Raw genomic sequence first — 10,735 nt, forward strand, 5'->3', positions numbered from 1 at the left:
ATGGAGTTCCAGCAACCACTTCAGATGATCATGCGCACGGTCTGCGCTTTTCGGAATATCAGTGAACAGGATCTGAAATCAGCTTCAAAGAAACAGAATATTGCCGACGCACGTTCAGAGGCAGTTTGGATTGCGAAACAACTGACGCACCATTCCCTTCTCAGTATCGGGCGTCATATTGGTGGGCGTGACGCCCGCACCTGCCATGCCGCGCAAAACCGGATTGAACGCAGGCGCGGTGAAACTCAGGAGTACGCTGATGAGCTGGATCAGCTTCTGAGCCTTGCAAGGCAGGCTGTGGATGGCGCAACCGGGTGCAGCAATATTGCGACCCCGTTTGATATCGCGCAACGCCTGCTGGTTCCTTCTGCAAATGAACCTGGCCTTAAATACAGGGAGCTGCGCATTTTGGCGCAAGCCTATGTTCAGGCTGATACCGAATTGACGAAGTTCCGCACGGCAGCGCAGCGCGCCCGTAGCAGTCTCGACAGTATTGCTGGGGGAACTGCACAATGAGTGATCACAATATTATTGATCTGAGTAAACACCGTGAAGAGCGGGCGCTTCTGGCAGATCGCGGTTTAACGCCGGATGGTGGTGAGCTTCAGGATATTTGCCCATTGGGTGTGGCGCTGCGTGTTCTGGATGATGAGATGAATGGCAAGCCTCTTTCCCTCACCTACAACGAGATCATCGCCATGGTTATGGGGCTGGATCAGACCTTTGATGTTCTGAACCGGCTTTGCAGTAAAAAGCGCCTGAACAAAGGCGATCTGCATTTCCTGTTTGAGGCTATGCAGTCCCCTTTAACTTCAATCGAAAGGTTTAAAAATGACACCGCAGGTTAATATGGAAGCCGCCCAGCCAACTCATATGGAAAACGCAAAGGGGCACATGGTTCCGGTTAAGATGGTGTCTGAGCGTGACAAGCTGATTGATCAGACCGTGCGCCAGATCCTTGACTATGCAAATCCGTTGATGTCTCAGATTGCCCGGTTTCGTGGGCATTCGTTTGACGACATTAATACTCTGATGGCCCTTCTGTCTGAGGATTTCGGCTATGTGTACCGGGGCAAAAAAGGCAATGTCAGCTTCACAAGCTTTGACGGGCTGGTGAAGGTGGAAATCCGGGTTCAGGACTACATCACATTCGGGCCTGAGCTGCAGATCGCTAAGGGCCTGATTGACGAATACATTGAAGAGATCAGCGATGGTCTGCCCCCTGAGGTCCAGACCTTGCTGACCCGCGCCTTCGACGCTGACAAGCCGGGCAAGGTAAACCGCTCGGCGCTTTATCAGTTGCGCCGCTGGCCGATCACCCATCCAAAGTGGGTGCAGGCAATGGCTGCGCTTGAACAGAGCATGCGGGTGTTGGAAAGCAAAGACTTCTTCCAGATTTCCGTGCGGGAGGATCGCAACAAAAGCTTCCGCGTTCTGCCGATCAATCTGGCCCATGCCTATGAGGTGGAAGAATGACACGTCCATCATATGAGCCACACGCTGAGGAATGCCGCAATCCGGGGCGGGATGATTACTGGACCTGCCCCGGTTGTTACACCGATCTGCCCGGCGATGATGGTTTTGGCATTGGTGAGTTCACCTGCCCGGAATGTGACCGTGCAGTTGTCCTGTCTGTTGAACATGATCCGGTCAGCATTGCGACCCTGAAAGAAGGAGTGAAAGAATGAGTTCACTACAGGCTATTCAGATCAAGCGTCGCCAGCTTGTGCAGGCGCATGGGCTTGATGAGGACGATTGGCGCGATCTGGTCCAGCGCATGACAGGCCAGCGATCCACAAGGAACCTGAAGCCGGTTCAGTCCCGGGCGCTTCTGGGGGAACTCGACCGGCTTTTGGGCGGGCGCTATGAAGCCCCTTCCAAAGGCTCTCGAAAGTCCCTTTCAGGCCCATATGCAAAGAAGCTGCAGGCCCTTTGGATCGCCTGTTGGAATATGGGGATCATCGACAGTGCAGATGATAAGGCGCTGAATGCCTTTGCTGTTCGTCAGGCCAATGTCAGCCATGCCAACTGGATCCGCCACCAGGAAGATGCGGTTGCCGTGATTGAAGCGCTGAAATCCATGCTGGAACGTCATGGTGTGGATTGGACCAATTACAACCTGTCTCCGGTACATTGCAGCTTACCGGGCTTTAAAATCGCCTGTGCGCAGTGGCGTAAGCTGGAAGATTTCTCCCGTCAGGGGCAAACGCTTTCCGAATATGTGCGCCATCTGGTTGACCGGCCTTTTGCTGAAATGACCGCTGAAGATTGGATCGTCGTCATGAATGATCTGGGCCGTAAGATCCGCGCCCAGAAGAAACAGGATCACAAAGAATGAGCTATTCCTGGCTTCCTCCTACATTGCAGGAAATTGCAGAAGTCGCCGGTCTTGATGCCGCGCTTGCGATGGCGAATGCGCGCGGTGGAAGCCGGATTTCTCTTCCGGCCAAACCGAGGTCCGGTCACTGGCTGATTGAAGCAGTTGGCGAAGAGGCTGCGCAGAAGATCTGCGCGCATTACGCCACCGGCTATGGTGGAACCAGCGGTGCAAGCCTTGTACTGCCCCTGCCACCCAACATGGATTTGCGCCGCCGCCGCATGCGCATTGACGAAATGCTGGCAAATGGCGTATCTGCAGATAAGATTGCCGTTGCAACCCGTACACATCGTACTACGGTATTCCGGCGTCAGGCTAAAAATCGCGAACGAAAACACCACCGGCCTGATACATCCCGACAATCCGACCTTTTTGACTAATCAGGTAGCGCCGCTACCAGATAATTTGCTGCCCCGATTTTCTAGAAATCTCCTGAACCACCTGGTCCGGGAGATTTTTTTATGCAGAGCGTCCGTGAGATTGCCACTGAGATTGTCGCGCGTGAAGGCGGCTTTGTGAATGATCCGGATGATCCGGGCGGTGCAACCAAATACGGTGTCACCATTCATACCATGCGCCGCCTGCGCATTGATCTGGATCGTGATGGCGACATTGATGTGCGCGACGTGCGCCTGCTGACCCGAACGCAGGCCACGGATATTTTCATTCGCCATTATTATGAGCGCCCGCGCATTAATCTGCTGCCAGAGCCGCTGCAGGCCTCTGTTTTTGATATGTACGTCAATGCAGGTGGTAACGCAGTGAAGATCCTGCAGCGCCTGCTGGCAGAGTTTCAGGAACCTGTCACAGTTGATGGCGCACTGGGGCCGAAGACAGCAGCCGCTGTTGCCCGAGTGTATGAAAAGGCCGGTGATTATCTGGTGGATGCGTATGGGATTGCCCGCCGTGATTATTACTTCCGGATTGCGGATCGCCGCCCTGCGTCACGCAAATATGCCCAGAGCCGCGCTGGCGGCAAAGGTGGCTGGATCCGCCGGGCCGAAGAGTTCATTTCAGCGACGTATCACCTGACTGACGCGCAGTTCCGTGACCGGGTGTCGGCATGGGCGTGATGCTTCCGTTTGACTGGCAATTTTCACTTTTGATGGACCGCATCTGGTTGCGGCTCGGGAGGTAAGACATGCGCATTTTGCAATGGCTTTTTGGTGGTGGGCGTAATGTCCTGAAGGAAACAGTTGAGGTGTTCCGTGAGAATGCAGAAGCTGGTGCTGTACGCGATGCTGATTACAGCCAGGCAGCTCTGGCGCAGTATGCTGCTGAGTTTCACGCGCGCAGCAACCGGACGCGGTTTGACAGTCTGGCCGATGGTCTGAACCGGCTTGTGCGCCCTGCTGTGACGCTCTGCGTCTTGCTGCCCATTCCCATTACCATGATCTGGCCGGGACATATGGCGATTGCCATTGCCTCCCTGGCGCTGCTGCCGGTTGGTTACTGGGCGATTGTCGGGACCGTTACCAGTTTCTACTACGGTGGCCGTATGCAGCTCAAAGCGCAGGAGTTTCACACATCCCTTGCCGCAACTGTCGCCAATGCGCCCCGGATCATTGAGACAATTGACAGCCTGCGCGAGTTCACCAGCGACAGCCCCGGCGCTGCAGATCCCGGCACAGATACAGAGCTGAGTGAAGCTGCAACAGAAACCAGTGAAAACCCGGCTGTACGCGCCTGGCAGGAGCGCGGGAATGAGTGAACGCGATATTGAACGTGCGGAAGCCCGTGTTCAGCAGGAGTGTGACGCCTCCCTTGCGCGCAATCGTGATGTGGTTGAGGCGGAAGGCACATCTGAGTGCATTGACTGCGGAGACGAAATCGAAGCGGCCCGCCGTGCCGCAGCGCCATTCGCCCGCCGCTGCATTGAATGCCAGCTTGATCATGAAGAAGTGGAACGTGGTCATGGACGTTAAGGCAATCACATCCCGCCTGCGCCGTTTCTGGATCGCAACCCTGCGTTTTGTCTTTCACGATGAGGTGCGTCTGCTGGAAATCTTCTCGGCCCTGAACCTGATGGCCTGGGCGGATCTGCTGAATTTCTCACCTGAGGTTCTGACACTGGAAGCATATCAGGGCTTTGAAGGGCTGAATGCTTCTGTCTGGGCGGGCCTGTTCGCCTGCGTTGGTGCCTGGCAGATCGGTTGCATGATCCCCGCTTTTGGCGCGCGTCGTGTGCATCGGTTTATCGGTCTGGCTTTTGCAGCCGGTGCCTGGGCGGTGATCACGCTGAACTTCTGGAAAGGCGGCGTCGAGACAACTGCGAATTTCAATTACTTCATTCTGGCACTTGGCTGTGCCGTATCAGGAGCCTGGCTGGCATGGACAACCAATTCTTACAACTCATGAACAGCGGCCCGGTCGGGGCTTTGGTTGTCGGTGTTGTTCTTCTGATCGGGTTCCTTTTGCGTCATACCCGCTGGTTTTCCGGGGGCAGCTCCGGATCCGGGGTTGCCGCTTCTGAGTTCTCCGCACTGAGTTCTCAGGTTCGGGAAATGGATCAGCGCCTGGGCGTCGTTGAACAGGATCTGCGCCACCTTCCAACCCGCGAAGAACTGCATGAGGTGGAAGTCAATATTGCCCGCCTCATGGAACGTATGAGCGGCCTGGAGCAAATCACAACATCCACAAACCGCGCGGTCGGACGGATTGAAGATTTCATGATTGATGCCTCACAAAAACAGAAAGGGCAGTAATGACAATGTTTGAAGGTTACAGCGACAGTTACAATGAAACTGTCCGTCTGACGGTTCTGAAAGCGCTGGCTGAAGAAACCGATTATCGTCTGAATGACACTATGCTGATGGCTGTGCTTCAGGCGTTTGCAATTAACCGCAGCCGGGATTACCTGCGCAATGAGCTTTCCTGGCTGGAAACGGAAGTGCAGGCGGTCAAGCTGACCAAAGCCGGAACTGCTGTGATCGCGGAGCTGACCGAACGGGGGCTTGATCATGTCGAGCGTCGTGTCGTCCTTACCGGCGTGCGCAAGCCTTCACCTGCGTTGCTCTGATATGGCTGGGCGTCCGAAACCAAAGCGCGGTCGTGGTCGGCTTTCGTCCATTGACCTGCTGCCGCCCGAAGCGGATCACGTTGTTGCCTGGGCGTTTCAGGAACTTCGTGAGAGAGAACGCACACAGCTTGAAATCTGGTTTGAGTTTAACGACAAGCTGGCGGCGCTGGGTCTGGGGCCGATTTCCAAAACTGCGTTCAATCGCCATTCTATCCGGCTTGCCAGCATGGCGCGCCGCCATGAAGAAGTGCGGGCCATGACTTCTGCACTGACGGAACGCCTGGAGCCGGGGCAGACTGATGATCTGACCATTATCGCGGCTGAAACGATCAAAACCCTGATTTTTGAAATCACAGAAAACGAACAGCTTACACCGAAAGGTGCGATGGAGCTGGCCCGTGCCCTTCAGGCTGCGGTCAATTCTCAGAAGCTGTCTCTGGATCGTAAGCGCGCCATTGAAGAACAGTTTGCAGCCAAGGTCGATGATGCCCTTGAGAAAGTCAGTTCGGAAAAAGGCCTGTCGTCTGAGCAGGCTGAGTTCTTCCGCCGTGAGGTTCTGGGGGTAAAGTCATGAGTTCTCGCAGTCACCATATCGGATGGTCATGGAAGAACCCTAAAGGCACTGCGTCCCATGCTTTCAGCACTGCTGATGAAGCGCGTGATAACGCTGTTTACAATGCGATTGTCAGCCAGAAAAAAACCGGCGCGTCCGCTGTTTATCACCGCATGTCTGACACTGAACGCTTCCTGTGCTGGCAGTCGCTACAACGTGCTGGCTGGCAGCTTCTGGAAGTAAAGGCAGAGTTCTGATGCAAACCCCTGCCGCCCGTCCTGATACACATGCAGGCGCGCCGGTTGTGGCGCGTGACCCTTCTGAGCTGTCAGAGAATTTCACCCGTGGTGCGGAAATCCCGGATGATCTGGATCCACTTGCTGAAGGGATCCTGATGAAGCACCAGAGGGAATGGCTGGAAGATGACAGCGATCTGAAGCTGGCAGAGAAAGGGCGACGCACCGGGATCACATTTGCCGAAGCTCTGGCGGATACAATCATCGCTGCGTCCAGCCGGTCTGCGGGCGGTGACAATGTGTTTTACATCGGTGACACCAAAGACAAGGGCCGGGAGTTCATCGGCTATGTGGCGCATTTCGCAAAGATCATCGCGGGCGAATTGCACCAGGTAGAAGAGTTCATTTTCAAAGATGAGCAGCCGGATGGATCAACCAAAGACATTTCTGCATTCCGCATCCAGTTTGCCAGCGGATACCGGGTCGAAGCGCTGTCCAGCAATCCGGCAAACATCCGGGGTCTGCAGGGCGTGGTTGTCATTGATGAGGCCGCATTCCACCGTGATGTGCGCGCTGTCATTGATGCAGTGAATGCGCTTCTGATCTGGGGCGGCAAGGTTCGGGTTATTTCAACGCATAACGGTGTCTTGAACCCGTTCAATGAGCTGATCCGCGAAGCCAATGCGGGGAAGAACCCATTTTCAATCCACCATATCCCCTTTTCAATAGCTGTTGAAAACGGCCTGTATCGTCGTGTCTGCCGGATCAAAGGCAATACCTGGTCACAGGAAAAGCAGGATGATTGGGAAGCGCTGATCCGTGGTTCTTACGGGCCGCGCACTGCAGCAATGAAGCAGGAGCTGGACGCGATCCCGGCGGAAGCGGAAGGCTCTGCCCTGACGCGGGTTCAGATTGAGGCCTGTATGGCCGATGGCATTCCGGTGCATCGCTGGACACGGGATGATGACTTTCGGAATGCGTCCGATCATGTGCGCAAAGCGGATGCGCTTGATTTTTGCGTGAAGGAGCTGCGCCCGGTTCTGAACGGACTGAACAAGGATCTGCGCCACGTCATGGGTGAAGACTTTGCGCGCAACGGTGATGTCACTGACATTATCATCTATGAAATCGGCAAGGATCTGGTGCGTCGTGCGGTTCTGCTGGTTGAGCTGCGCAACATTCCTTTTGATCAGCAGCGGGATATTCTCTTTTACATCTGTGACCGGATCCCGAACTTCATGAAGGGTGCAATGGATAAGACCGGGAACGGCGCTTATCTGGCTGAGAAAGCCGTGCAACGCTATGGTGACAAGATCGTTGAAGTGCATTTCTCTGCTGAATGGTATCGGCAGGAAATGCCTGCCTATATTGAGGCTTTCTCTGACAAGACCGTACTTTTGCCCCGACATGATGACGTTCTGCAGGATCACCAGGCCTTGCAATATGTTGATGGTCTGATCCGGGTGCCGAAAGATTTCCGCTTTAAAGGATCTGACGGTTTCAACCGCCATGGCGACAGCGCAGTTGCCGGTGCGTTGGCATGGTTTGCAAGCCGTCAGCCCGTTTCCGAATACGACTACCAGAGCGTTCATGATCTGAATGATGATGACGACGATTGGGACAATGAAAGATGGCGCGGTTTCCGTCGCCGTCATTGAATGAACAGGTGACACCATGCCCAAAGAAACCCACACCAGTAATTCCGTCATCGGCCCGGATGGTCTGCCGATCAAATACAGCCTGCTGACTGAAGAACAGGCAGCGCCGACCACAACAGGTGTGCGCTCCCCATGGGTGACGGGTCTTGCCGAAAACCTTGATCCCGCAAAACTGGCAAAGCTTCTGAAGGCTGCAGATGCAGGTGATAACCAGGACTTCCTGACCCTTGCTGAAGAAATGGAAGAACGTGACGGGCATTATTCCGCTGTACTGGGGCAGCGAAAACGGGCTGTCTCCGGGATTGAACCCGTAGTCACACCTGCCAGTGATGATCAGTTTGATAAAGACGTGTCGGCAAGCGTTGAGGATCTGATAGCCAGCCCGCTGTTTCCGGATATGGTGGATGATCTTCTGGACGGCATTGCCAAAGGATATTCCGTTGTCGAAAACATCTGGCAATACGGGGATAAAACATGGTGGCCGGAAGACTACCTGCACCGGGATCCGCGCCATTTCCAGTTTGATAAAGAGACCGGGCGTGAGCTGCGCCTGCGCGATGATGAGGATGCTGAAGGCAAACCGCTGACGCCCTGGACAATGATTGTGCATCGCCCGAAGCTGAAATCAGGCCTGCCGGTGCGGGGCGGTCTTGCCCGGATTGTGGCCTGGTCACTGATGCTCAAAACCTACACGCTGAATGACTGGGCTGCGTTCCTTGAAGTCTTTGGCATGCCGCTGCGTCTGGGCAAATATGATGGCCAGGCCAGTGACAAGGAAAAGCGGGTTCTGTTGCGGGCTGTGCGTGATCTGGGGGCAGATGCGGCGGCGATTATTCCAAAGAGCATGGAAGTCGATTTCATTGAATGTTCTGGTGGTAAAGGCACAGCGGTCTTTGCTGAGATGGCAAACTTTCTGGATAAGCAGATCTCTAAGGCCGTGATCGGTCAGACCATGACTGTGGACGATGGGTCCAGCCGATCACAATCAGAAACCCATGACAATGTGCGTGGTGACATTAAGAAGGCAGATGCCCGCCAGCTCGCAACCACGATCAACCGTGATCTGATCGCGCCTTATGTTGCGTTTAATTTCGGGGTGGATGTGAAACCGCCGGTTGTCAGCTTTCCGGTTGAGGATCCGGAAGATCTGAAGGCGCTTTCGGATAACCTTTCGAAACTGGTCCCGCTTGGTTTGCGGGTGGCACGGGCGGATGTGAATAAACGCATGGGGTTCCGTGTGCCTGAGGATGATGAACCTGTTTTGCAGATAGCGCCTGCGGTTGCAGCTACCAGTGAGAAAGCCCATGCCTGTGTGAACTGTGGCGAACGCCACCGGGCAAGCGCCACACAGATGGATGAGGATCCGCTGGTGCATGAGGCGCTGGAACATTGGGAACAGGATATGACCCCGATTGTGGCCGGGGTGATTGAGCTGGCCCGTGCATCCAGTGGCTTTGATGATTTCCTTGCGCGTCTGGATGAACACACCCCGGATGTGTCCCGTCTGGGACAACGCCTGGCGATCTCGATGATGAAGGCAAAAGGGGACGGCCTGTCTGATGCCTGATCCGTTCGAGAACGCACAGGAGGAAGTGCGGCGCTATTTCGAGGCTAAGGATACACAGGTCACATGGGGCTGGCAGGAGTTCTCCGAGGCCGAACATGCGATTTCGTTTACTGTGTCCAAATCTGCAGGCTATGACATTGTGGATGATCTGAAAGCAGGCCTGCAAAACAGCATTGATAACTACCGCAATTTCGGGGAATTCGCGGATGATCTGGAGCCGCTCCTGCGCCGTAAGGGCTGGTGGGGTCGGCAGCGTATCAACGGGGAAGTTGTTGAGCTGGGAAGTCTGCGCCGTTTGCGCACGATCTACTGGGCTAATGTGTCAACAGCACGGGCCGCAGGTGAATGGGAGCGGATCCAGCGCACAAAGCGCGGATTGCCATTTCTGATCTATGAGCTTTCCGTGGCTGAGAAACGCCGACCAGAACATATGGGCTGGGTCGGGGTTATTCTCCCGGTGGATCATACATTCTGGGCAACGCATTATCCGCCGAACGGCTGGCTGTGTCAGTGCCGGGTGCGCCAGATCTCCCGGCGTGAAGCTCTCAGCCTGGGTTATGATGAGACTGTGGATGCGCCTCAGGTTGTCACCCGGCGCTGGACCAATAAGCAAACAGGCGAGGTTCTGGATATACCGGAAGGCATAGACCCCGGCTGGCAGAGCAATCCCGGCGCAACCCGTGCAGCCAATGTGTCTGGCTTTCTGGGGGAGCGGATGGACCGGATGTCTCCCCAGGCGCAACGTGTGGCGGTGCAGGATCTGGTTGCGTCGCGACAGTTCCGGGATCTGCAGGCCGGGGATCTGCCTTACGCTGGTCCGGCTGATCGCACTCCGGGCAATGTTGAGCTGGGGCGCATAGCGCTGCCGGTCGCCCGACTGTCTGAAGAACTGCAGGAACTGATGGGCGCACGATCCCGCACAGTCCTGTTCTCAAATGGGGATGCCCATAAGCAGGCCCGCAAGAGGATCAACGCTGATGGTTCCGGGCAACTGGATGCCCCGGATTATGCGCTTGTGCAGGAGATAATTGAATCAGGTGAAGCTTATGAAGATGTGCGCTTTGAGCGGGATTTTGTGTTTCAGCTCATGCGTGACGGAAAGCCATGGTCTGCCGTTCTGCGCATGACACAGGATCGCCGTGAAATCTTTCTCAAAAGCTTCCGCCGGATCCGCCCGGAGCAATACGGGGAGACTGAAAGACATATTCCGCTAAGGTGAATATGAGGCCGGGGGGTCACAACATCCCCGCTGGAATATACCAGGCACTGTTTACTCGGCCTCATACGTTATATAGATCGTCACGCAGGAAATATCAATTCCTGAC

Annotated in this window: 17 protein-coding genes; all 17 read left to right on the top strand. The window is 55.2% G+C overall.

Annotation, left to right across the window (positions count from 1 at the left end):
* The 17 genes from H1D41_RS17180 (at window position 1) to H1D41_RS17260 (ending at window position 10,629) form a co-directional block, all read left to right on the top strand.
* Window positions 1–516 carry a helix-turn-helix domain-containing protein gene (locus tag H1D41_RS17180; protein ID WP_228850079.1) on the top strand — a complete coding sequence of 172 codons (516 nt, stop codon included), beginning with the start codon at window positions 1–3 and terminating at the stop codon, window positions 514–516.
* Window positions 513–848 (top strand): hypothetical protein, encoded by a 336-nt coding sequence (locus H1D41_RS17185; RefSeq protein WP_228850080.1) that lies wholly within the window; start codon window positions 513–515, stop codon window positions 846–848. Before H1D41_RS17180 ends, H1D41_RS17185 begins: the two co-directional genes overlap by 4 nt.
* The gene (locus H1D41_RS17190; protein WP_228850081.1) at window positions 832–1,476 is read left to right on the top strand and encodes a DUF3164 family protein; all 645 of its coding nucleotides are present in this window, start codon (window positions 832–834) and stop codon (window positions 1,474–1,476) included. The genes H1D41_RS17185 and H1D41_RS17190 overlap by 17 nt, the downstream gene beginning before the upstream one ends.
* Window positions 1,473–1,688: a repressor of yield of DENV family protein gene (locus H1D41_RS17195; RefSeq protein WP_228850082.1), complete on the top strand. Its 216-nt coding sequence runs from the start codon at window positions 1,473–1,475 to the stop codon at window positions 1,686–1,688. The genes H1D41_RS17190 and H1D41_RS17195 overlap by 4 nt, the downstream gene beginning before the upstream one ends.
* Entirely contained in the window at window positions 1,685–2,338 is a 654-nt protein-coding gene (locus H1D41_RS17200; protein WP_228850083.1) for a regulatory protein GemA, read from the top strand. Before H1D41_RS17195 ends, H1D41_RS17200 begins: the two co-directional genes overlap by 4 nt.
* Window positions 2,335–2,757: a hypothetical protein gene (locus H1D41_RS17205; RefSeq protein ID WP_228850084.1), complete on the top strand. Its 423-nt coding sequence runs from the start codon at window positions 2,335–2,337 to the stop codon at window positions 2,755–2,757. The genes H1D41_RS17200 and H1D41_RS17205 overlap by 4 nt, the downstream gene beginning before the upstream one ends.
* Before the next feature lie 81 nt (window positions 2,758–2,838).
* Window positions 2,839–3,450, top strand: coding sequence for a holin-associated N-acetylmuramidase (locus H1D41_RS17210; protein WP_228850085.1), 612 nt, complete (start codon window positions 2,839–2,841; stop codon window positions 3,448–3,450).
* A 68-nt stretch (window positions 3,451–3,518) separates the two neighbouring features.
* Entirely contained in the window at window positions 3,519–4,088 is a 570-nt protein-coding gene (locus H1D41_RS17215) for a 3TM-type holin (RefSeq protein WP_228850086.1), read from the top strand.
* Window positions 4,081–4,302, top strand: a complete 222-nt coding sequence (locus H1D41_RS17220) for a TraR/DksA C4-type zinc finger protein (protein ID WP_228850087.1) — start codon at window positions 4,081–4,083, stop codon at window positions 4,300–4,302. Before H1D41_RS17215 ends, H1D41_RS17220 begins: the two co-directional genes overlap by 8 nt.
* The gene (locus H1D41_RS17225) at window positions 4,292–4,735 is read left to right on the top strand and encodes a hypothetical protein (protein ID WP_228850088.1); all 444 of its coding nucleotides are present in this window, start codon (window positions 4,292–4,294) and stop codon (window positions 4,733–4,735) included. The genes H1D41_RS17220 and H1D41_RS17225 overlap by 11 nt, the downstream gene beginning before the upstream one ends.
* Complete coding sequence (locus tag H1D41_RS17230; RefSeq protein ID WP_228850089.1) at window positions 4,708–5,082, top strand: DUF2730 family protein; 375 nt, start codon at window positions 4,708–4,710, stop codon at window positions 5,080–5,082. The genes H1D41_RS17225 and H1D41_RS17230 overlap by 28 nt, the downstream gene beginning before the upstream one ends.
* Window positions 5,082–5,396, top strand: coding sequence for a VpaChn25_0724 family phage protein (locus H1D41_RS17235; protein WP_228850090.1), 315 nt, complete (start codon window positions 5,082–5,084; stop codon window positions 5,394–5,396). Before H1D41_RS17230 ends, H1D41_RS17235 begins: the two co-directional genes overlap by 1 nt.
* Before the next feature lies 1 nt (window position 5,397).
* On the top strand, window positions 5,398–5,970 hold the full coding sequence (locus H1D41_RS17240) for a DUF3486 family protein (RefSeq protein WP_228850091.1): 573 nt from the start codon (window positions 5,398–5,400) through the stop codon (window positions 5,968–5,970).
* Window positions 5,967–6,206, top strand: coding sequence for a hypothetical protein (locus tag H1D41_RS17245; protein ID WP_228850092.1), 240 nt, complete (start codon window positions 5,967–5,969; stop codon window positions 6,204–6,206). The genes H1D41_RS17240 and H1D41_RS17245 overlap by 4 nt, the downstream gene beginning before the upstream one ends.
* Window positions 6,206–7,843 (top strand): hypothetical protein, encoded by a 1,638-nt coding sequence (locus H1D41_RS17250; protein WP_228850093.1) that lies wholly within the window; start codon window positions 6,206–6,208, stop codon window positions 7,841–7,843. Before H1D41_RS17245 ends, H1D41_RS17250 begins: the two co-directional genes overlap by 1 nt.
* 16 nt (window positions 7,844–7,859) lie before the next feature.
* Entirely contained in the window at window positions 7,860–9,410 is a 1,551-nt protein-coding gene (locus H1D41_RS17255; RefSeq protein ID WP_228850094.1) for a DUF935 domain-containing protein, read from the top strand.
* On the top strand, window positions 9,403–10,629 hold the full coding sequence (locus H1D41_RS17260; RefSeq protein WP_228850095.1) for a phage head morphogenesis protein: 1,227 nt from the start codon (window positions 9,403–9,405) through the stop codon (window positions 10,627–10,629). Before H1D41_RS17255 ends, H1D41_RS17260 begins: the two co-directional genes overlap by 8 nt.
* Window positions 10,630–10,735: the final 106 nt, after the last annotated feature.

The organism is Halocynthiibacter styelae, from assembly GCF_016123485.1.
GTDB lineage: Bacteria > Pseudomonadota > Alphaproteobacteria > Rhodobacterales > Rhodobacteraceae > Halocynthiibacter > Halocynthiibacter styelae.

Bases quoted from the DNA above. Each gene is read 5' to 3' on its own strand.
- H1D41_RS17180 (WP_228850079.1), top strand. From the start codon at position 1: ATGGAGTTCCAGCAACCACTTCAGATGATCATGCGCACGGTCTGCGCT.
- H1D41_RS17185 (WP_228850080.1), top strand. From the start codon at position 513: ATGAGTGATCACAATATTATTGATCTGAGTAAACACCGTGAAGAGCGG.
- H1D41_RS17190 (WP_228850081.1), top strand. From the start codon at position 832: ATGACACCGCAGGTTAATATGGAAGCCGCCCAGCCAACTCATATGGAA.
- H1D41_RS17195 (WP_228850082.1), top strand. From the start codon at position 1,473: ATGACACGTCCATCATATGAGCCACACGCTGAGGAATGCCGCAATCCG.
- H1D41_RS17200 (WP_228850083.1), top strand. From the start codon at position 1,685: ATGAGTTCACTACAGGCTATTCAGATCAAGCGTCGCCAGCTTGTGCAG.
- H1D41_RS17205 (WP_228850084.1), top strand. From the start codon at position 2,335: ATGAGCTATTCCTGGCTTCCTCCTACATTGCAGGAAATTGCAGAAGTC.
- H1D41_RS17210 (WP_228850085.1), top strand. From the start codon at position 2,839: ATGCAGAGCGTCCGTGAGATTGCCACTGAGATTGTCGCGCGTGAAGGC.
- H1D41_RS17215 (WP_228850086.1), top strand. From the start codon at position 3,519: ATGCGCATTTTGCAATGGCTTTTTGGTGGTGGGCGTAATGTCCTGAAG.
- H1D41_RS17220 (WP_228850087.1), top strand. From the start codon at position 4,081: ATGAGTGAACGCGATATTGAACGTGCGGAAGCCCGTGTTCAGCAGGAG.
- H1D41_RS17225 (WP_228850088.1), top strand. From the start codon at position 4,292: ATGGACGTTAAGGCAATCACATCCCGCCTGCGCCGTTTCTGGATCGCA.
- H1D41_RS17230 (WP_228850089.1), top strand. From the start codon at position 4,708: ATGGACAACCAATTCTTACAACTCATGAACAGCGGCCCGGTCGGGGCT.
- H1D41_RS17235 (WP_228850090.1), top strand. From the start codon at position 5,082: ATGACAATGTTTGAAGGTTACAGCGACAGTTACAATGAAACTGTCCGT.
- H1D41_RS17240 (WP_228850091.1), top strand. From the start codon at position 5,398: ATGGCTGGGCGTCCGAAACCAAAGCGCGGTCGTGGTCGGCTTTCGTCC.
- H1D41_RS17245 (WP_228850092.1), top strand. From the start codon at position 5,967: ATGAGTTCTCGCAGTCACCATATCGGATGGTCATGGAAGAACCCTAAA.
- H1D41_RS17250 (WP_228850093.1), top strand. From the start codon at position 6,206: ATGCAAACCCCTGCCGCCCGTCCTGATACACATGCAGGCGCGCCGGTT.
- H1D41_RS17255 (WP_228850094.1), top strand. From the start codon at position 7,860: ATGCCCAAAGAAACCCACACCAGTAATTCCGTCATCGGCCCGGATGGT.
- H1D41_RS17260 (WP_228850095.1), top strand. From the start codon at position 9,403: ATGCCTGATCCGTTCGAGAACGCACAGGAGGAAGTGCGGCGCTATTTC.